The 18,530-nt window shown below is 67.2% G+C and carries 19 protein-coding genes; 9 read left to right on the top strand and 10 right to left on the bottom strand.

Going from position 1 to position 18,530, the window contains the following annotated elements; genetic code table 11:
* Positions 1–84: 84 nt before the first annotated feature.
* The gene (locus tag ACFVTM_RS05225) at positions 85–2,406 is read left to right on the top strand and encodes a putative bifunctional diguanylate cyclase/phosphodiesterase (RefSeq protein WP_390202329.1); all 2,322 of its coding nucleotides are present in this window, start codon (positions 85–87) and stop codon (positions 2,404–2,406) included.
* 13 nt (positions 2,407–2,419) lie between these two features.
* Here the strand turns inward: ACFVTM_RS05225 and ACFVTM_RS05220 are convergent, their stop codons facing one another.
* The gene (locus tag ACFVTM_RS05220; protein ID WP_390202328.1) at positions 2,420–3,367 is read right to left on the bottom strand and encodes a cation diffusion facilitator family transporter; all 948 of its coding nucleotides are present in this window, start codon (positions 3,365–3,367) and stop codon (positions 2,420–2,422) included.
* A 202-nt stretch (positions 3,368–3,569) separates the two neighbouring features.
* Between ACFVTM_RS05220 and ACFVTM_RS05215 the strand changes: the two genes are divergently transcribed.
* The 3 genes from ACFVTM_RS05215 (at position 3,570) to ACFVTM_RS05205 (ending at position 5,365) form a co-directional block, all read left to right on the top strand.
* Entirely contained in the window at positions 3,570–3,932 is a 363-nt protein-coding gene (locus tag ACFVTM_RS05215; RefSeq protein WP_390202327.1) for a cupredoxin domain-containing protein, read from the top strand.
* A gap of 62 nt (positions 3,933–3,994) precedes the next feature.
* Positions 3,995–4,396 (top strand): hypothetical protein, encoded by a 402-nt coding sequence (locus ACFVTM_RS05210; RefSeq protein WP_390202326.1) that lies wholly within the window; start codon positions 3,995–3,997, stop codon positions 4,394–4,396.
* 189 nt (positions 4,397–4,585) lie between these two features.
* Positions 4,586–5,365, top strand: a complete 780-nt coding sequence (locus ACFVTM_RS05205) for a CDP-alcohol phosphatidyltransferase family protein (RefSeq protein ID WP_390202325.1) — start codon at positions 4,586–4,588, stop codon at positions 5,363–5,365.
* On the opposite strand, the gene ACFVTM_RS05200 is transcribed toward ACFVTM_RS05205, so the two are convergent.
* Together ACFVTM_RS05200 and ACFVTM_RS05195 are read right to left on the bottom strand one after the other, a co-directional pair.
* Complete coding sequence (locus tag ACFVTM_RS05200) at positions 5,257–6,876, bottom strand: FAD-dependent oxidoreductase (RefSeq protein ID WP_390202324.1); 1,620 nt, start codon at positions 6,874–6,876, stop codon at positions 5,257–5,259. The genes ACFVTM_RS05205 and ACFVTM_RS05200 overlap by 109 nt on opposite strands.
* 30 nt (positions 6,877–6,906) lie before the next feature.
* The gene (locus tag ACFVTM_RS05195) at positions 6,907–8,343 is read right to left on the bottom strand and encodes a DUF2252 domain-containing protein (RefSeq protein ID WP_390202323.1); all 1,437 of its coding nucleotides are present in this window, start codon (positions 8,341–8,343) and stop codon (positions 6,907–6,909) included.
* A 274-nt stretch (positions 8,344–8,617) separates the two neighbouring features.
* Here ACFVTM_RS05195 and ACFVTM_RS05190 point away from each other — a divergent pair, with 274 nt between their 5' ends.
* Positions 8,618–8,953, top strand: coding sequence for a carboxymuconolactone decarboxylase family protein (locus ACFVTM_RS05190; protein ID WP_256336262.1), 336 nt, complete (start codon positions 8,618–8,620; stop codon positions 8,951–8,953).
* A gap of 167 nt (positions 8,954–9,120) precedes the next feature.
* Positions 9,121–9,699: a TMEM175 family protein gene (locus tag ACFVTM_RS05185; protein ID WP_390202322.1), complete on the top strand. Its 579-nt coding sequence runs from the start codon at positions 9,121–9,123 to the stop codon at positions 9,697–9,699.
* 27 nt (positions 9,700–9,726) lie between these two features.
* Here the strand turns inward: ACFVTM_RS05185 and ACFVTM_RS05180 are convergent, their stop codons facing one another.
* The 3 genes from ACFVTM_RS05180 to ACFVTM_RS05170 all read right to left on the bottom strand — a co-directional run bounded on the left by ACFVTM_RS05180 (position 9,727) and on the right by ACFVTM_RS05170 (position 12,577).
* Positions 9,727–10,074 carry a GNAT family N-acetyltransferase gene (locus ACFVTM_RS05180; RefSeq protein WP_390202321.1) on the bottom strand — a complete coding sequence of 116 codons (348 nt, stop codon included), beginning with the start codon at positions 10,072–10,074 and terminating at the stop codon, positions 9,727–9,729.
* A gap of 101 nt (positions 10,075–10,175) precedes the next feature.
* Positions 10,176–11,222, bottom strand: coding sequence for a pirin family protein (locus tag ACFVTM_RS05175; RefSeq protein ID WP_390202320.1), 1,047 nt, complete (start codon positions 11,220–11,222; stop codon positions 10,176–10,178).
* 71 nt (positions 11,223–11,293) lie between these two features.
* Positions 11,294–12,577, bottom strand: a complete 1,284-nt coding sequence (locus tag ACFVTM_RS05170; protein ID WP_390202319.1) for a class I SAM-dependent methyltransferase — start codon at positions 12,575–12,577, stop codon at positions 11,294–11,296.
* Between the two features lie 186 nt (positions 12,578–12,763).
* Here ACFVTM_RS05170 and ACFVTM_RS05165 point away from each other — a divergent pair, with 186 nt between their 5' ends.
* Positions 12,764–13,108 (top strand): hypothetical protein, encoded by a 345-nt coding sequence (locus ACFVTM_RS05165; protein ID WP_390202318.1) that lies wholly within the window; start codon positions 12,764–12,766, stop codon positions 13,106–13,108.
* Positions 13,109–13,219: 111 nt separating this feature from the next.
* Entirely contained in the window at positions 13,220–13,585 is a 366-nt protein-coding gene (locus ACFVTM_RS05160; RefSeq protein WP_390202317.1) for a hypothetical protein, read from the top strand.
* Here ACFVTM_RS05160 and ACFVTM_RS05155 read toward each other — a convergent pair.
* The 3 genes from ACFVTM_RS05155 to ligD all read right to left on the bottom strand — a co-directional run bounded on the left by ACFVTM_RS05155 (position 13,575) and on the right by ligD (position 15,754).
* The gene (locus tag ACFVTM_RS05155; RefSeq protein WP_390202316.1) at positions 13,575–13,712 is read right to left on the bottom strand and encodes a hypothetical protein; all 138 of its coding nucleotides are present in this window, start codon (positions 13,710–13,712) and stop codon (positions 13,575–13,577) included. The two genes, ACFVTM_RS05160 and ACFVTM_RS05155, sit on opposite strands and share 11 nt — an antisense overlap.
* A 94-nt stretch (positions 13,713–13,806) precedes the next feature.
* A complete protein-coding gene (locus ACFVTM_RS05150; protein WP_390202315.1) occupies positions 13,807–14,409 on the bottom strand; it encodes a dTMP kinase in 603 nt (200 codons plus the stop codon).
* A 322-nt stretch (positions 14,410–14,731) separates the two neighbouring features.
* Positions 14,732–15,754, bottom strand: coding sequence for a non-homologous end-joining DNA ligase (ligD, locus tag ACFVTM_RS05145; protein WP_390202314.1), 1,023 nt, complete (start codon positions 15,752–15,754; stop codon positions 14,732–14,734).
* Positions 15,755–15,832: 78 nt separating this feature from the next.
* On the opposite strand from ligD, the gene ACFVTM_RS05140 reads away from it, so the two are divergent.
* A complete protein-coding gene (locus tag ACFVTM_RS05140; protein WP_390202313.1) occupies positions 15,833–16,507 on the top strand; it encodes an alpha/beta family hydrolase in 675 nt (224 codons plus the stop codon).
* A 34-nt stretch (positions 16,508–16,541) separates the two neighbouring features.
* Here ACFVTM_RS05140 and ACFVTM_RS05135 read toward each other — a convergent pair whose 3' ends face one another.
* A complete protein-coding gene (locus ACFVTM_RS05135) occupies positions 16,542–17,771 on the bottom strand; it encodes a macrolide family glycosyltransferase (RefSeq protein WP_390202312.1) in 1,230 nt (409 codons plus the stop codon).
* Positions 17,772–18,530: the final 759 nt, after the last annotated feature.

The following is an 18,530-nucleotide window of genomic DNA, read 5'->3' as shown; positions in this document are numbered from 1 at the left end:
CGCCGGACATGACCCGCACGGGCCTCTTCGGCTACGCTCCTGTTGACGATGCGGCGAGTGCCGGCACGAGGCCGGAGGCAGACCATGCGTAACCCCGACAATAAGTTGGTGGACCCGGCCGCTGTGTCGCCGTCCACCCCCGCCACTGCCCCGGGACGTCCCGACGGCCGGAACGCCGGGCCGGCCGCGGACGTGACCGGGCTGCAGACGCGCACCGGGGCACCCATACGTACCGGCAGCTTGCAACGTGAATGGTCCAGGGCGTTCGTGCTGGTGCTCGTGGCGCTGCTGGTGGGGGTCGTGGCAACCGTGATCGGCGTCCGCGTGGTCACGGATCAAATCCAGCACGCCGCCGTACAGCACCGCCTCGAGTCGGAGGCTGTCGCCGAAATACGGGCCGACCTGGATGACCACGAACAAGCCGGACTGCAGCTGCTCGCCGAAGTGCCCATCGACACATCGGCCTTCTTACAGCAGCAAAAGGACATTTCCGCCCAGTTCGACGCAGCCGCCGGGATCCTGCCGGACACGTACGGCATGCGCGCCACACTCCGGGAAGCCCGGACCGCGTGGCAGGACGGCCTGTCCGCGCACGGGCTCTGGGACAGCCAGGTGGCCGGCCTCCACGGCAACCGCGTGACGGAGACCCCGGCGTTCGCCGCCTCCGGTGCGAGGTCGCGCGCGTTGCTGGCCAACATCCGGCGCGCCTCGCTCGACGCGCTCGACGACGGTGTCGCATACGGCGTAGAACTCCAGCAGATGGTTTCGATCGGCCGCACAGGCCTCTTTGCAGTGGCGGTGGGCGGCGTTTTCTTTTTCCGCCGGCGGATGACCAAGTACCTGATGCGACCCGTGGAGGGGCTCTACCGGGGAGTCCTGAAGCTGCAATCCGGCGACTACAGCCACAGGATCAACGTTGTCCGCAATGACGAACTGGGGCAACTGGCCGAGGCTTTCAATTCAATGGCCGCCACCGTGCATGACAACCATCTGGAGCTGACCTTCCGCGCCACGCACGATCCCCTCACGGGACTGGCCAACCGGGTGGTCCTCACCGAACGCCTCGCGTCAGTCTTTATCGACGACGGCGCCGTCGCGGGCCCCGCGGACCGCCCGGACCGCAGGCCCGCCGGCAGCCGGCCCACCGGCAGCGGGCCCAGCGACCGGCGCGAGGGCCTCGTGATCATCGACGTCGACGACTTCAAGGACGTCAACGACTCGCTGGGCCACAATGGCGGCGATGTGCTGCTCGTTCAGCTGGCCCAACGCCTGCGCGGCTGCGTGCGCGAGCATGACCTCGTCGCCCGGCTGGGTGGGGATGAATTCGCGATCGTGGTGATGAATGACGGTGGCACGGCAACCGACGACGTCGCGGGCCGTATCCAGGACGCGCTGCGCGACCCATTCAGCATCGACGACGTCCGTCTCAAGGTAACCGTCAGCATGGGCGCCGCCCAGCGCAGCGCCGAAACGGCTGATCCGGCCGAGCTGATGCGTCAGGCTGACTTCGCAATGTACATGGCCAAACACAATGGCAAAGGCCGCTACCAGCTCTTCGATGCCCGGGGCTACGACAAAATGACCTACCGTGCCGCGCTCCGGGCGGACCTCGCCACGGCCGTGCAGGCAGGCCAGTTGCGCCTCGACTATCAACCCGTGGTTGAACTGCGCACGGGTGAGATCGCCGGGGTGGAGGCCCTGGTCCGTTGGGAACACCCCACGCTGGGCCGGCTTGGACCGACGGAATTCATCCCCCTTGCCGAGGAAACCGGCGACATTGGTCCCATCGGCTGCTGGGTGCTCGACACCGCAAGCCGTCACGTCGCCGCCTGGCGCCGATCCTCTGGCACCGCCGGCGACCTCTGGGTCTCGGTGAACCTCAGCACGGTTCAGTTGTCCAGCGACCGCAATCTTGCCGCCCTCGAGCGCATTCTGGCCGACCCCGCCTCGCAGGCTGACAAGGTGATCCTGGAAGTCACGGAGTCGGCCCTGGCCACGAGCTCCGATGGTGGAGTTGCCGCCCTTAACCGGCTCAAGAGCTTCGGCGTCCGGATCGCAATCGATGACTTCGGGACCGGGTTCTCTTCGCTCAGCACACTCGCCGTGCTGCCCGCGGACATTCTCAAGATCGACCGATCCTTCCTGTCCGGGGTGCCCGGAGACGCCCCGGCCGCGGCGATGCTGGAGGGCATCCTGGAAGTGGCCAGGAAACTGAACCTTGGTGTCATCGCCGAAGGCATCGAGGACACCGGACAGTTGGATCTCCTGCGCTCGCTTGGCTGCGACATGGGACAGGGCTTCCTGCTGGCCGGTCCCAGCCCCTCCCCGGTCCTCGGGGCGCTGCTGGCCTCAGTGTCGCACTTGTTGCCACCGGCCGGCAGCGACGCGCCAGCGGACGGGGCTTGAGGCGGGGCTCGCCTCAGGCGGCGGGGAAGTCCAGCGAAGGCTCGTCCGCGGTGGCGAGGGTCAGGACGGCCTCCTCGACAGTCTCATGGTCCTCGAGTTCGCGTTCAACGCGGCGCAAGGCCACGGCGACGTCATGCTCCAGGCGGTCCCCCACAATGTCCACCGCCGCCACGACGTAAAGTTTGCGCGGGCCGACGAACTCGAGATGCAGGTAAGTGATGCGCTCGATCTCCGGGTGCTCGAGGATGCGGCGGGCCATGGAACCCTCGATGTCGCTGGTCACCGCTTGCCCCACAAGGAAGCGACGGTTCCGATCGATCAGCACGACGGCGACAACGGCCAGCAGGATGCCCACCAGAATTGACCCCACGGCGTCCGGCACGGAGGATCCCGTGACCTGGTGCAGGAAGATTCCGGCGAAGGCGATGAGCAGCCCGATCAGCGCTGCCCCGTCCTCGGCAAAGACGGCGCGCAGCGTGGGATCGGAGCTCTTGAGGACCTGTTCCAGCGTGTTCCGGTCCAGCTCGCGTGCCGCCCTCCGGCTCTGCCGGAACGCCTGGGTGAAGGACACACCCTCAAGGACGAAGGCGACCGCCAGGACCACATAGGCGATCGCGTAGTCGGCCGCCGGCTCCGGCGTGAGCAGCTGCTGGATACCGTGCGTCACTGACACCACCGCCCCGGCGGTAAACAGGCCAAATGCGGCGATCATGGACCACGCGTACGCCTCGCGCCCATAGCCCATGGGATGGGCCTTGTCCCGTTTCCTGGCAGCTTTGCGTTCGGCGATGAGCAGGAAGACCTGGTTGCCGGTATCGGCCCACGAGTGGGCCGCCTCAGCCGCCATGGACGCCGAGCCGGTGATGAGCGCGGCCACGGTTTTGGCCGCCGCGACGAGAACGTTCGCCGCGAAGGCAATGAGCACTGTGAGCGACGCGAACGCGGACTTGTCACCCTTCACGCAGTCTTCCCTCCCGCGGCCGTGGAATGGATGCCATGGCCTACGCTATCTCCCCGGCCCGACGACTGGCATCACGCCGCGGGGGCGTAACTAAGAAACGGGTTCCATTTGTGCCGGGCAGGCGCACAATGAATCTATTAACTTCATTCGCTCTTTGTCCCACAAGCCGCTTGGGGTGTGCGCCATGAATGCTCGCCGGAAGTTGTCAACGCTCTTGCTGCTGCTGATCTTGTTCGGGACGGGCGGGTGCGCCAGCGGAACCGGCGTGCCGGCGTCGACGTCGGCGCCCCCTTCCGGGGTCAGCCCAACAGCGGGAACAGCCGCCACGATCACGATCAAGGACTTCGCCTACGGCGACCCGCTCACCGTGGCGCCCGGCGCGGTGGTCACAGTGACCAACATGGATACCGCTCCACATACGGTCACGGCTGACGAGGGCCCGGCGTTCGATGCGGATGTCAAAGGCGGCGGCACCGCCACCTTCACGGCGCCCACAAAGCCCGGTTCCTATGCCTATCACTGCACTTACCACCCGAACATGCACGGAACGCTGGTGGTCAAATGAGCGATCGTCAGATGAGCGCCCCAAGCCGCCCCGGACGGTCCGAGGGGGCCCACCGAAGCGGCATGACCCTGCGCATCCTCACGGCTGCGGCCTTGTTCATTGACGCCGGCGTCCACATCCATCTGGCTCCGGGCTACCAGGCGGCGAGCCCGGGGGGGATCGGTCAAGGGAACCTCTTCCTGCTGGAGTCGGCAGTGGCTGTGCTGGCCGGGTTGTGGGTGCTGCTGCGCGGCAGCAGGGCCGCCTACGCGGCCGCGTTTGTCGTTGCCCTGAGCGCCTTCATCTGCGTGGTCGCATACCGCTACGTGGACATTCCCGCGATCGGACCATTTCCGGCCATGTATGAGCCCGTCTGGTACTTCGAGAAGTCCCTCAGCGCAGTGGCCGAGGGCGCCGGAGCCATCCTGGCGGCCGTGGGCTTCGCCCGGGCGGGACGGCGATCCGCGAGTACCGCCCAGTCCTGACACCGCACCGGCTGGCCCTGCACCGGCTGGCCCTGCACCGACTGGCCCTGCACCGACTGACACCGCACCGGCCGGCATTGCCGGAGATCCGGCCCCCGCGTTGCTAGCATGTGGGCGGGGTGGTTCAGGCTGAAGACATTTGCACAGGTCACGAAAAAAGAGCGCACTAGACAACAGAGCCCGAAACAAGTGGGCCCGGCACCAGCCCGCGCCCGCCGTGCCGTGGCGGATGCCGGGGCCGCTGCCGCAGCCTACCTGGTGGCCTGGGCTTGGCTCGGCATGGAGGTCCTCGCCGATCCTGTGCTCTGGTTCTGGGCCCTGGCGGCGGGCGCCGCGGTGATCCTGCGGGCCACTGGCTGCGTGCTGAGCCGGAACCCCAAGTTTTCGACCCCCGGGGACCGCGTCACCCTGGGCCGGGCCGTCATCGTGGCCTGCTGTGCCGCCATGACAGTCGTCGGCTTGATCGCCGGAACCGAAGCCGGAGCAAAGGCCGTGGTGGTCCTTCTGGGCACCACAGCGTTCCTGCTCGATGCCGTGGACGGACGGGTGGCCCGCTTCACAGGGTCAGCGACGGCCGAGGGTTCGCGGCTGGATTCAGACACGGACGCCGCCCTGGTTCTGGTGTTGTCCTGCGCGGCGGCGGGAACGTTCGGCCCGTGGCCCCTGGGCATCGGCCTGATGTACTACGCCTTTCTCGCGGCAGCCTGCTTCCGGCCCTCGCTGAAGACGCCGCTGCGCTCCAGCACTGTCCGCAAGCTCATCGGAGCCGCCCAGCCCGCGGCCCTGTTGTTTGCCCTGTTGCCCGGTGTCCCTCAGTGGCTCGGGATCGTGGTGCTCGGCGCGGCGCTTGGGTTGCTGGCCTATTCGTTCGGGCGCGACGCGGTCGAGCTGGAACGGCTCCGCCGGGCAAACCCCGGCGTAGTGTCCGGCTCCCCCGCGCCCTGCGCCGGAACCCCGGCGGGCCGATGACGCGGTAAGGGCCTCGGCGCGAGGTTCTCGGCCGCCGGGCCCTGGATGACCACGCCGTTCGCGGCGAACCGCGAGCCGTGGCAGGGACAGTCCCACGTTGAGTCGTCGGCGTTGAACCCGACAGTGCAACCCAGATGCGTGCAGATAGCCGACACGGCGACCAGGCCACCGGCAGGGTCCGCGTAGACCGCCGTCTTTTCGCCGTCGATTTCCACCACTGTGCCCTCGCCAGGACGAAGCTCCGCGACGCTCTGCTGTTCCTGCTGTTCCTGGCCTTCTGGTTGCTGGGATTGGGGCGGTTGAACGTTCTTCGCGCCGGCCCGGCCGGCCGGCGCCGCCCGGTTGGTATCGAAAACCGCCGCCCAGGGATTGTGTCGCCCGGACAGGGTGTCGGCCAGGACCAGCGCCGCGGCGGTGCCATTGGTCAGCCCCCACTTGCGCAGGCCGGTAATCACGTGGAGGTGCGCCGCCGTCGGGGTCAGAGGCCCGGCATAGGGCAGCCCGTCGACCGGCATGTTGTCCTGCGTGGACCAGCGGAAGCTGGTCCGACCGGTGCCGAGGCGTTCCCGGGAGAATTCTTGGAGGCGGCGGTACCGGACGGCGGCATCGCCGGGTTCGGTGGCCCGGTGGCCCTCGCCGCCGGTGAGAACGTAACGGGAACCGTCGACGTCGATTGCCAGGATGGAACGCATCGGCTCATCGACGCTGATGAACGTCCCGTCCAGGGACGCGTCGGGTGCCAGGCAGGCAACGAGGTAGGAGCGGTGCAGGTAGCAGCGGTCGGCAAACAGACCGCCGTCGCCGACAGGAACGTTGGTGGCAACGATCACCTCGCGAGCCCGGACCGTGCCGTGCGCGGTTTCGACGACGACGGGCGTACCATCGCGGACCGAGGTGACGCGCGCGTCCTCCAGCACGTGGCTTCCGCTGCCGTCCACGGCGCGGGCGAGGCCCTGCAGGTACTTCACCGCGTGCAGCTGCGCCTGGCCGTCAAACCGGACTGCGCCCCGGACAGCGAATGGCAGCGGCACGTCGGAGGCAAGGACCGCGGGCAGCCCGAGCCGTGCGGCCAGCGCCGCCTCGTCGCGGACCAGGGCCAGGGCCTCGTCGGATTCTGCGTACGTGTAGTTGGATACCCGGCTGAAGTCGCAGTCGATGCCCTCCTCCGCCACAACACGCGCTATGTGCTCGATTGCGGCCTGGTTTGCCTCCCCGTAGGTCCCGGCGACGTCCTGTCCGTGCCGGTCCGCAAGTTCGGTGTAGACCAGCCGGTGCAGGGAAGTGACCTTCCCGGTGGTGTGACCCGTGACGCCGGTGCCGATCTGTGCCGCCTCAAGGACCGCGACGGTGTGCCCGGCACGTTTGAGGGCCAGCGCCGCAGTCAGGCCGGCGATCCCTCCCCCGACCACGGCCACATCCACTTCGAGATCGGAGTCCAGGGGCGGATAGCCGGTGGCACCGGCCGTGGCGACCCAGAGCGAGACCTGTCGCCCTTCGAGCCGTTCACTCACGGTGCCGCCTTCCGCCGAACCGGCACACCCTCAGAGGCCTTCAACGGCTTCCAGCCGGCCCGATCGGATCGCGTCGGCGAAGGCCTGGTAGTCCTTGTCGTTCTGGTCCGCGTAGCGCTCGGAGAAGTCGGTGATCGAAAGGTCGAACTTGTCACTCTTGCCGAGGTAGGCCGCGATCGCGATCGGGTCGCCGGACCGGGCGTGCGCCCGTGCCAGCGTCCAGCCGCAGGCGGCGGCATAGAAATTCATGCCGAGCGGCTGCATCGCCTCCACGATGGCTGAGCCCTTCATGTCCCGCAGTTGGCGCCAATACAAGTACCGGTTGTCCTGCACACCCTTCGTCCACCCCAAAAAGATGTCGCTCGCTGCCTGCATCATCCGCTGCCCCCGCACCACACGCTCGCCCGGCTGCTTGAACTTGCTCTTGGGCAAGTGGTCCTCGAGCACCGATCTCGTGGCCTCCTTGACCTGGAGGAACAGCGGATCCTGTTGGTCGCGCCCCTGGAGCAGTGCGATGAACGCCCGCGTGCCCACACTGCCGACGCCCACTACCTTGCGGGCGACGTCGATGACTTCGAATTGTTCGAGCAGGTGACGCCGGTCATCTGGCAGTGTGGCCCGGTAGGACCGGAGCTGTTCGCGGATCGCGTGCGCAACGTCATCCCCAGACATGCCGTACGCATCTCCCAGTTCCCGGACGGGAATGACAATGGGTGGCTGACTGACAATCCGGTACTTCCCGTCAACGCGCTCGGCGAGCTTGGACAGTGCCTGCAGGCTGTCCCGGGTGTGGGCCTTTTCGACGTTCCTTAGCGCCTCCTTTTCCATGCCCTTGGCAGCCTTTTTGAGGGCCTTTCCCTTCTGGGTTGCCACGGCCAGGTTGATCGCTTCCATCAGCTGTTCCTCGGACAGGCGGGCATACCAGATGTCCAGGGTGCGCATCTGCGCGAACTGGGCCATCGCCTCGCGGTAGGCCCGAACCGCCGCCAGAGTCGCGTCGCGCGTTTCCTCTTTGGTGAACGCGTTGTTCCGCGCCGCGATCGTGAAACTCGCGGCCATCCGCTTGACGTCATATTCAAACGGCCCCGGAAGCGTCTCATCGAAGTCGTTCAGGTCGAACAGCAAGTTCCGCTCTGGCGAGGCGAATACTCCGAAATTGGACAGGTGGGCGTCGCCGCACAGCTGGACGCGCAGGCCGGCCCGCGGTGTGTCCTTCAGGTCGGCGGCCATGATCTTGGCAGCACCCCGGTAAAACGTAAATGGTGAGGCCAGCATCCGGCCGTGGCGCACCGGTACGAGGTCCTGTTCCCGGGTGAGGTTCTGTTCCTCGAGGAGTGCCACCGGATCGGGCCGGTCGGAAGCGGGCTTCCACCCTGTGTGGCTCGGGACAGGGGTCTTCTCGCGGCAGCCCTTGCCCTTTGACTCACGTTCCCCGACGCTTGGATGTTTGACTTTCTTCTCTGCCATGACCGGCGACCTCCCTGTGACGTCAGGAACCGCCACCGGCACTGATTGCCTGGGTCAGTCCTGCTGAGCTTGGGTCGAGTTAATGCGATTGTGGCCTCGAAGCAGCGCCTCGTCAACGCGCTGCCGAGGGATCCTGCCCCAGCCGGATTGATCGCCGTCGGCTCATCCCGTTCGGGTGATGACTTCCGTCGCCGTGGCGGTTTACGTTGCAAGTTGAGTGGGGCAACCGCACTCGTCGCCGACTCGGCACACAACACCGCAACCAGATGGAGACATGACCATGGCCGAAGAAGAAGCTCCCGTCCTCGCCGCCCTCGCCGACATCACCGCCGTGTCGCTCGAACGCTCCACCCTTGAGCCTCGCGAACTGATGCTGGCCCGGATCGCGGCCCTCGCTGCCGTCGACGCCCCGGTTGCCTCCTACCTGTTCAACGCCGGTACCGCAGTGGACGTCGGCATCACGTTGGAGGATGTCCGGGGCGTCCTCATCGCCGTTGCTCCGATTGTCGGGACGCCCCGGATCGTGGCGGCGGCCAGCAGCCTTGCCAGCGCACTGGGCTTCGCACTCGAAATGGCCGAGGCGGAACTTGAAGCAGAGGCCGAGGGCTGAGCAATCCTGACGACGCCGCTGTGGCGGCCGCACCCGTCTTCGCGGCCCGCCCGGCGTGGGTCCTCGCCGAACGTTGGGCGTGACGGTACCGTTTTCTAGGAACCGCGCGCCACGGCGTCGGCAGTCCCTCGCTGCATCGGTCACGATGCCCTGACCTAAGGCGGCCCATGAACAAGAACAGGCTGGAGGCCTTCAGCGACGGGGTGCTGGCGATCGTGATCACCATCATGGTGCTGGAGCTTCATGTCCCGGCCGAACCCACGTGGCCGGCGCTGCTTCACGAGCTTCCAACGCTGCTCAGCTACTTGTTGAGCTTCGTCTATGTCGGGATCTACTGGAATAACCACCACCACATGCTCCATCTGGCCGGGAGAATCAACGGCGCAGTTCTCTGGGCAAACCTCCATCTGCTGTTCTGGCTGTCCCTCGTCCCCTTCACCACACGGTGGATGAATGACGCGGGCCTGGCGGAGGTTCCCGTCCTCGTCTACGGGCTGAACTTGCTGCTCGCCGCTATTGCCTACTACATCCTCAAGTCGACCCTGATCCGCCAGCAGGGGCGCGGTGGCGCGCTGGATGAGGCCATGGGGCAGGACTGGAAGGGCAAGGGTTCCCCGGCGCTGTACATCGCCGGGATGGGGCTCAGCCTGATCAACCCGCTCTTTGGGATCGCCGCCTACGCCCTTGTTGCCGCAATCTGGCTCATTCCCGACCGACGTGTGGAGCGGTTTATCGCCCATACCTGAGCGGCATGAGCGATCCGGCACGACCGCTTACTGTCGGACGCGTTGGGCCAGCGAGGCCCTCACGATTTCCAGATGGGCAGGGGTTGGCGCGAGCACGTTAGCCGCATAACCGGGGTGCTTGGCCAAGTACTTCTTGATGTACGGGCACACTGGAACGATCATGAGGCCCGCGGCTACCGTCTCATCCAGTGCCTGTGCGGCCAGCACCCCGGCCAGCCCCCGTCCGCCATATTCCTCGCTGATCTCAGTGTGGTAGAAAATCCGCTGGGCCGCACCGACATCGTCCACGTAGGCGGCCTTGCCGATCACGGCGTCGGCGTCGGCGTCGAACAATTCGAAACGGCCGCGTTCCGGGTTACTCCTGATGGTGATCATATTCGGCGTGGTCTCCTGGGCTTGGGCGCGTTTGCGCGGTGGGGTGGCTTGGGTGTTGGTCTTGGTGGGCGGTTTGCGGTTTGGGCTGGTTTGAGCACGGTCTAGCCGCGTGGCCGGATGCGGGCATTCGGCAGCGCCGGGGCCGGGAGGGCGGCAGGACCACCGGGCGGAAACGGGCCGAACCGCAGGCCGGCGCCTCCGCCGGCCTGCGGCGTCGCCGTCGGCCCGGAACCGTACCCAGCACCGGACCCGGCGCCGTTCTCCGTACTGTCCCCGGCACCGATCTCGGCCTGCCACTGGGCCCTGTACGCGACAATCTCCTCGTGGCTGCGGCCCACGAAGTTCCACCACATCACGATCTTTTCGCCCAGCGGCTCACCGCCGATCAGGAGGACACGGGCCCCGTCCGGACCCGCGGCCAGCGCCAGAGTTCCGCTACCGGCCGGCACGTACGCGAGATGATCCTTGGGCACGGGATGTCCGTCCAGGAAGAGGGCACCGGAATCCACCAGCAGGCCATGTTCGAACGACGTCTCTGTTTCGAGGGTCAATTCGGCCCCCGCCTCGAGGAGGATCTCCGAGCCCAGCAGGGGCGTGTGGGTGGCGACCGGCGAAGCGGACCCGCCGAGCGTGCCCAGGAAGACACGCAGGGTCCAGCCGGGTCCGCTGACCGGTTCGGGGCGATAGTGCTCGAACGTGGGTGCCATGTGGCGTGCCGCGTCCGGCAGCGCCACCCACAGTTGCGCACCGTGCAGCACTGTTGTGTCCGGGGTGGAAAATTCTGAGTGGCTGATGCCGCGGCCGGCCGTCATGAGATTCACTTCGCCCGGGCGCACGGCAGCGTGGAAGCCTGCTGAGTCCTGGTGTTCGATCTCCCCCGTGAACAGCCAGCTGACAGTCTGCAGCCCCGTGTGGGGGTGTCGCGGTACTTTCATGCCGCCGGAATCGCCGACGCTGTCCGGGCCATAGTGGTCCAGGAAGCACCACGCCCCAATGAGGCTGCGCTGGCGCTGCGGAAGCGTGCGCCGCACGTCCATCGCGCGCGGGCCGCCCAGCGGGACCTGCCGCGGTGCCAGCAGTTCGACGCCGGCAGGCCTCCTCTCCGTTTCACAGAGGATTTCCTGGGGCGCAACTTCGGTATTGCTCATGATGACAGCCTAGCTTCGTGCGGTCCGCGGGTCAGCCTCCGGCACGCGGCCGGACCGTGCCGGGACCGGGCTTAGATCCAGGCCGAGCGTCGCAAGGGGGGTTCCTCGCCGCCCGGGCGCTGGACCAGAACCTGGTTCACGCCCGTGATGCCGGCCTCGAAACCGAGCGCGCTCGCTGCCATGTAGAGCCGCCACACCCGGGCCCGGCCCACGCCGGCCAGGCGCACGGCCTCGTCCCAGTGTTCCTCCAGGTTCCGCACCCAGGCCCGGAGCGTCAGGGCATAATGGCGCCGCAGCGCCTCAACGTCCAGGACCTCCAGGTGCGCCGATTCGAGCGCAGTGACCATGTCGGAGAGGCTGAGCATCTCGCCGTCCGGGAAGACATAGCGGGGAATGAAGGAGTCCGGGTCCGGTGCGGTCGGTCCGGCGTTCCAGGAGATCGCGTGGTTGAGCAGCCGGCCGCCCGGGCGGAGCAACCCGTACAGCTGGGAGGCATAGTGCTGGATCTGCTCGCGCCCGACGTGCTCTGACATGCCGATTGAGCTGATCGCGTCGAACGGCCCGTCGTCCACATCGCGGTAGTCCTGCACCCGGATATCCACCCTGTCCGTCAGCCCGGCGTCCGCGGCCCGTTTGCGGGCCATGGCCGCCTGCTCGACCGAGAGCGTTACACCCACGACGTCGGCCCCGAAGTGTTGGGCGGCGTGCAGCGCGAAACTGCCCCAGCCGCATCCCACGTCCAGCACGCGCATGCCCGGCTTGAGTCCCAGCTTGCGGCAGACGAGGTCGAGCTTGGCGGCCTGCGCGGCTTCTAGCCCGGCGCCGTCCGGCTCCCAGACGGCGCAGGAGTAGACCATGGACGGGCCCAGGACGAGGGCGTAGAAGTCATTCCCGACGTCGTAGTGGTGGGAGATGGCCGCGGCGTCGCGCCCCTTGGAATGGGGCCGGCCGTACCGGTCCACGCGGGCTTCCTCCGGCGGCGGCACGGGGTTCGGTCCCAGCGCCCCGAGCCGGACGGCAGTCTTCAGCAACGCGAACAGCTCGCGGGGAGTTGGCGGCCGGAACGGTCCGGGCTCGGCGAATTTTCCGGCCGAGCTGAGTGCGGCGAAGGCGGCGAAGATGTCGCCAGGTGCGTCGATTTCGCCGGCCACGTAGGCGCGGCTCAGTCCGAGCTGACCGGGTGACCACAGCATCCGGCGAAGCGCCCGCCGGGACCGGAACACCACAACGGGGGCGCCCTCCGGCCCGGCTTCCGAGCCGTCCCAGGCCCGCAGCCGCAGGGGACTCCCATCGGTGCCAAGGATGATCGCCAATGCGTCGGCCAGCCGTGAAGCCGCATTCGTGGATGTCGCCATATCCAGTGCCTCGATTCCCGTGACTCGTCTCCAGCGCCGTGGGCTGCGCCCCGGCAGTTTCCAAATCTAAGGGCTACACACGGCCCTCAACCAGAGCTTAGGTCCCCATTGCCTCCCTGCCGCTCTTTTCCCACCGTGGCGGAACGGCTCTGGCGCATGCGGGTGCGGTTGCCTATCGTGTGAGCTATGTCTGAGTCTTTCTCATCCCTCGTGGACACGTTCAAGAATGTGGGTGTTTCCCGGGCATATGGCCCCGCCATGAACATCGCAGGGGAAGAGGTCATCCCCGTCGCGGTGGTTTCTTTCGGCTTCGGCGGAGGCAGCAGCACCGAAGACGCCCAGACCGGCGGCGGAAGTGGCGGCGGGGGCGGCGGCTTCGTGATGCCTTTGGGCGTCTATGCCAAGAGCCCCGAGGGCCACATGACGTTCCGGCCCAACACCGTGGTGGTGCTCGTGGCGCTGGCCCCGCTGGTGCTCGCCGTCGGCGTTTCGATCCGCGGCATTCTTCGCACCGTCCGCCCGCGCCGCTAGCACTGGGGCCCGGGGCCAAGGATTCCCCAAGCCGTGCAGGGCATCGTTTGGTTCGGGCAGCCTGGGTCTCGGGCGGCTCCAAGGACGGGCGTCGGACGGACATGATCGACGATGAATATCTTCAGAACTGCATGCGCAGCAACCTTGGGCGGGGCGCTCCTGATGACGGGATGCGCTGCGCCGCCGGCCACGCCGGGTCCCACGACCACGGTGACGGCGACTCCCCCGCCGTCGGTGGTGGTCTTTGATCCGCAGACCAGCGGCAAGGTCCTGGCGGAGCGGATCAAGGCCAGGGCCAAACCCAAGGAGGCTGGCATCACAATTTCCGAAGTGGAGTGCAAGAACTTCCCGGACATCAAGGTGAACACTCACACGGACTGCCAGATGGTGGTCAACGGGGTTAAGCGCGGGTACCGGGCCACGTTCACCCAGCGGGACGGTCACTACGAAATCAAGGCCCAGGACCTTACCTGGTAGGCGACGCGGAATACGACATGGAGGGCTCCCGGTCGTCGTCGGCGTCGATCCAGGCCGCGAAGTCCTTCAGCGACATGAAGCAGTAGTAATCGCAATACCGCAGGTTCTTCTTCTCCGTCTTGCTCATGCCGGTAATTCGATGCGGGCCCGCACAAGGATGGGGTGGCGACGACGGTCAGCCCGCGACCGGCCCGTTCGGGTGGCGCGCAGCCGCGCCGGCTCTATCCGGTCGGCACCGGCCCATCGCCCTGGCGCTTGGCGGCGTCGGCGATGGCGAGCGAAAGTTTGGAGGCCACATCCTCTGGAGTACCGGATGCCGCCAGCTCGGTGAAGTCCGCGTATTCGGGCATCGCCTGGTAGGCGGCCCTCAACGTGTCGAGCTCCTCGAGCGTTTCCGTGTCCGTGCCGCGCGCCATCACCCGTTGGTGCGCCTGGTGAGGGTCGATGACGAGGTGGAGCACGACGTCTGGTTTTGGAAACTTTGCCAGGAGGAACGGCAGAAGCCGGCCCCGGGGAAGGCCCCGTGCCTGGCGCAGCGCAAGCTGGCAGTGCAGGTGGCGGTCCATGATGACCAGGCCCGGATGCCGGTGCGCCCTGGCATGGGAAACCACGACATTCGCCGTGCGGATAGCTGTCTCCACGGCATCGGCCACCCGTGGGTGAAGTTGCACCCCGAACTGTGTGCTCAGCAGGGACATCCTGCGCCGGCCTGCGTAGTTCCTGAGCAGGAGCGCGTTCTGGCCGGCCCGGCGTGCGGCCTTCACCGTGGCCTGTGCGGCTGTTGTTTTCCCAGATCCGTCAATTCCCGTCAAGACAATCAGCAATCGGACTCCTTCTCATCGTGTCTGCGTGCTCATCGTGTCTGCGTGCCCGGCATCCGACTTTCGCCTACTACTACCAACGGTAGAGGCCGCGGAATCGTCCCCCGACGGCTATACGGAGCAACCCCGGGCAGCCAGATTGCCGCGGATCACCACAGTAAAGCGAGGTTATGCATTGTGCGCCGTGGGAGCATTCCGAGCACATCTGCCGGGTCCCGGACCAGTCATCGAGGCCGAGTCGCGTTCGGTTCAGCGCGCCGGTGCGAGGGTAGGATCCACCCTCAGCTCAACGGACAGACCATATTCAGAAAGCCCGCCGGTCCACTCAGCCTTTGCTGCGCGCCCGGCTGGGCTGCACCCGGGGCGGTTCCCCGGGCATCTTCGGGAAGTCCGGCGGGAACGGCAGCTCACCCAGCCCCGCCTCGAGGTCCCTGTTCCACCATTCCAGGAGGAGGTCGACGGCGCCAGGGTTCGCATGCATGCCGGCCCACGGATCGCCGGTGGCTTTGAGACGGTCCGGCACGGTGACGATGGTGAAGGCAGTTGGGTCGGCCGATTCGAGTTCTTCCCAGCGGATCGGGCACGACACCGTCGCGTTGGCGAGTGCGCGCGGGCTGTAGGCCCCCGCAATCGTGCGGTCGCGGTTCGCCTGGTTGAAGTCAACGAAGATGCGGGCGCCGCGTTCCTCCTTCCACCAGGCGGTGGTCACTTGCTCCGGCAGGCGCCGCTCGAGTTCGCGGGCTGCCGCGATGACCGCATGGCGCACGTCCAGGAACTCCCGGGTCGGTTCGATCGGGGCAAAGACGTGTAGCCCCCGATTTCCTGAGGTCTTGATGAAGGCCTCCAGCCCGGCCTCGGCGAGGACGCGCCGCAATTCCCAGGCGACCGGAACAGCCTCCGCGAACCCGGTGCCGGGCTGCGGGTCGAGGTCGATCCGCAGTTGGTCCGGGTTGTCCGGATTGCCGGCCCGGGAGGCCCAGGGGTGGAACACCACCGTATTCATCTGCACCGCCCACACCGCCGCGGCGACTTCGTCAATGACCAGCTGGGGATGCGACCGACCGCTGGGATAGGCGACGTCGACCGAACGGATGAAATCCGGGGCACCCTTGGGCGGGTTCTTGGAGAAGAACTGTTCGCCGTCCACCGTGTCCTTGAACCGTTGAAGCGTCACCGGCCGGTCCCCGTTGGCCGCCAGGAAGGCGTCCCCGACGTCCACCATGTACCGGGCCAGGTCCAGCTTGGTGAGTCCCAAACCGGGCCAGACGACCCTGCCCGGGCTAGACACCCGCATCTCCCGGTCGCCGTGCGGACCGCTGACAGTGAGGTGCGCTTCTTCCCTGGCCATGGGGACAACCTACCGCGACCGCGTGGACAGTTGAAGTGCCCAGCGAGCGGACCGCCCCTGACCCGGCATGATGGACACATGACAACACCCGAATTCCCCATCACCCTTGACGTCGGCGACGCCACAGTCTCAGGCGTCTTTGCCGACCCCGACGGCTCGTTCGCGACCCTGGTTGTTGCCCACGGCGCCGGGGCGGGAATGGACCATCCGTTCCTCGCGGGCTTTACCCGCGCCCTGAACGGTTTGGGTGTCGCCACACTGCGTTTCAACTTCCCCTACCGCGAGGCAGGGCGGAAATTCCCTGATAGGCCGCCGGCGGCAATCGCTGCCTGGCGGGTGGCCATGGACGCCGCCGCAGCCCGGTCCGCCGGCCGGCCGCTGTGGGCCGCCGGGAAATCCTTCGGCGGACGCATGGCCTCCATGGCGGTGTCGGAAGGCATGCCGGCTGCCGGGCTGGTCTACCTCGGCTATCCGCTGCACCCGCCGGGCAAGCCGGAAAAGCTCCGCGATGAGCACCTCTACGGGCTGACACTGCCGATGCTGTTCCTGCAGGGCACGCGGGACACGTTTGCCACGCCGGACCTGCTGGAGGCGGTCGCGGCCAGGATCGGGCCGTCCGCGACCGTGGAGTGGCGGGAGGGCGGGGACCACTCCTTTGCCGTTGCCGGCGCCAAGCGGAGTGCCGACGAAGTAGGGGCATCGCTGGCGCTCACGGTCGCAGAGTTCCTCAAAGCGCACGGCGAACATCCCTGAACGCAGTCCCCGAGCCGCCCCTGACCAACGGGCGCTAATCGATCGTTCCGAACCGGCCCGCCCCGTGATGCACATGCGCTTCAATGGCGGTGGCGGCGGCCGCGGCTCCTCCCGCCCCGCGGACAGTCTCGCTCATGGCGGCCACGTTCCGCCGCACCTGCGCGTCGGCGTGGAGCGCGGCGACTGCAACCCTGAGCGCGTCCGGACCAACGTCCTCGGCCGCAAGGTGCCGGCCAAGGCCCAGTTCTTCGAGCCGTCTGGCGGTGGCCTCCTGCTCCGGTTGCTGCGGCACCGCCAGCAGCGGGACGGCGAAATAGAGGGCCTCCATGGTCGAGTTCATGCCGGCATGGGTAATGAAGACATTGGTTTGGCGCAATACCTGCAACTGCGGGAGGAAGGCCCGGACCCGGACGTTTGGCGCAATCGTCCCGAGATCGGCCAGGCTGGTCTGGTCCCCGATGGCCATGGCGACGTCCCAGTCGCTCCCGCCGAAGGCGTCCAGGCACGTCCGGAAGAAGTCCGGCCGGCGGTTCAGTGGCGTGGTCCCCAGCGAAATGAACAGCAACGGAGCCGTTCCCTCGCGCACCCATTCACCGTCACTGTCACGGCCGCCCACGCTTGGCCCCACGAACCGGAACCGGTCATCGAATGTCTCCCCCCGGGGCTGGAACTCGCGGGGCAGGAACACGATGTTGAACGGCGCCGGCGGGCCGTCGAACATCCGTGGCGTCCGCACGCCTTGTTCGGCCGCGAACTCGGCCAGCAGCCGGCCCATGGCCATGGCGACCTTGGCCATCTCATCGGCGGCTCCCGGCGGCGGGGCCGGCATCAGCGATCGCAGCGAGAAATGTTCGTTGGTGGCATAGGTGGGCATGAGGGCAATGGCCGGGGCGCCGATCTTCTCTGCGGCCATACTGCCGCTGAGCGTCATCGCGTCAAAGCAGACGGCGTCGGGCGGGTCCTGGCGCAGGTGCTCCACCAGGGCCGGGAAGCTGGCGCGGATGTCCTCGAACACACGGTTCATGATCGGCAGCATCAGGTGCGCCTGTGCCCGTTGCCCCGGGGCCAGGGCAGGCATTGATGCCATCCAGTTCCCGCCGGACGCGGAAAAAGCCGCACCGGCGTTGCGGATCCGCGGTCCGAAGTCGGCCGATGTGAAGTATGTGACCCTATGCCCCCGGCCCACAAGCTCGGCCACCAGCGGCAGGGTCGGGTTGACGTGTCCGTAGGCGGGAATGGAGACGAACGCAAGATGCATGGCCATCACTCTTCATCGCTTGGCTGCGGTCCCAGTGGACCGGGCTGGTTGCCCGGCGTCCCGCGGGCCGGGCGATCCGCCGGCGTCGTGCTCCTTCATCATGCCCCTGTTGCCGGTGCGGCGCGAGCACCGGGCCTGAGAGCATGTCCAGTGGCGGGCTGGGTTGTGGGACATGTCCCGTAGCGGGTTGGCTTCTGGGACATGTCCAGCGGCCGAGGGACGCAAAAAGCGACACGCCCAGCCGCGCATGCCCACCGCGGAACATGTCCAACCGCGGGCCGGCTCGAAGGAACATGTCCAGTGGCGGGCCGGCTCAACGATGGACATGCCCATTCCTGGGCGCGATCAACGGGCACATTGGCATCCTGCCCACTCATCGTCGCCGCAGCGGGACATGTCCAGTGGCCGAGGGGCGCAAAAAGCGACACGCCCGGCCGCGCATGTCACCGCGGAACATGTCCAACCGCGGGCCGGCTCGGAGGAACATGTCCAACCGCGGGCCGGCTCAACGATGGACATGCCCATTCCTAGGCGCGATCAACGGGCACATTGGCATCCTGCCCACTCATCGTCGGCTCGGAGGAACATGTCCAGTGGCGGGCCGGCTCAACGATGGACATGCCCATTCCTAGGCGCGATCAACGGGCACATTGGCATCCTGCCCACTCTTCGTCGGCTCGGAGGAACATGTCCAGTGGCGGGCCGGCTCAACGATGGACATGCCCATTCCTAGGCGCGATCAACGGGCACATTGGCATCCTGCCC

This window comes from Arthrobacter sp. NPDC058130, from assembly GCF_042884475.1.
Classification (GTDB): domain Bacteria; phylum Actinomycetota; class Actinomycetes; order Actinomycetales; family Micrococcaceae; genus Arthrobacter.
Note: the sequence above shows the minus strand (reverse complement) of the source record. Positions and strands in the feature narration are given on the sequence as shown.

What these genes read in the sequence shown, in the direction of transcription:
- ACFVTM_RS05140 (WP_390202313.1), top strand. Translation starts at nt 15,833, where the DNA reads ATGACAACACCCGAATTCCCCATCACCCTTGACGTCGGCGACGCCACA.
- ligD (WP_390202314.1), bottom strand. Translation starts at nt 15,754, where the DNA reads ATGGCCAGGGAAGAAGCGCACCTCACTGTCAGCGGTCCGCACGGCGAC.
- ACFVTM_RS05155 (WP_390202316.1), bottom strand. Translation starts at nt 13,712, where the DNA reads ATGAGCAAGACGGAGAAGAAGAACCTGCGGTATTGCGATTACTACTGC.
- ACFVTM_RS05210 (WP_390202326.1), top strand. Translation starts at nt 3,995, where the DNA reads ATGACCCTGCGCATCCTCACGGCTGCGGCCTTGTTCATTGACGCCGGC.
- ACFVTM_RS05165 (WP_390202318.1), top strand. Translation starts at nt 12,764, where the DNA reads ATGTCTGAGTCTTTCTCATCCCTCGTGGACACGTTCAAGAATGTGGGT.
- ACFVTM_RS05195 (WP_390202323.1), bottom strand. Translation starts at nt 8,343, where the DNA reads ATGGCAGAGAAGAAAGTCAAACATCCAAGCGTCGGGGAACGTGAGTCA.
- ACFVTM_RS05185 (WP_390202322.1), top strand. Translation starts at nt 9,121, where the DNA reads ATGAACAAGAACAGGCTGGAGGCCTTCAGCGACGGGGTGCTGGCGATC.
- ACFVTM_RS05175 (WP_390202320.1), bottom strand. Translation starts at nt 11,222, where the DNA reads ATGAGCAATACCGAAGTTGCGCCCCAGGAAATCCTCTGTGAAACGGAG.
- ACFVTM_RS05180 (WP_390202321.1), bottom strand. Translation starts at nt 10,074, where the DNA reads ATGATCACCATCAGGAGTAACCCGGAACGCGGCCGTTTCGAATTGTTC.
- ACFVTM_RS05190 (WP_256336262.1), top strand. Translation starts at nt 8,618, where the DNA reads ATGACCATGGCCGAAGAAGAAGCTCCCGTCCTCGCCGCCCTCGCCGAC.
- ACFVTM_RS05135 (WP_390202312.1), bottom strand. Translation starts at nt 17,771, where the DNA reads ATGGCCATGCATCTTGCGTTCGTCTCCATTCCCGCCTACGGACACGTC.
- ACFVTM_RS05160 (WP_390202317.1), top strand. Translation starts at nt 13,220, where the DNA reads ATGAATATCTTCAGAACTGCATGCGCAGCAACCTTGGGCGGGGCGCTC.
- ACFVTM_RS05170 (WP_390202319.1), bottom strand. Translation starts at nt 12,577, where the DNA reads ATGGCGACATCCACGAATGCGGCTTCACGGCTGGCCGACGCATTGGCG.
- ACFVTM_RS05225 (WP_390202329.1), top strand. Translation starts at nt 85, where the DNA reads ATGCGTAACCCCGACAATAAGTTGGTGGACCCGGCCGCTGTGTCGCCG.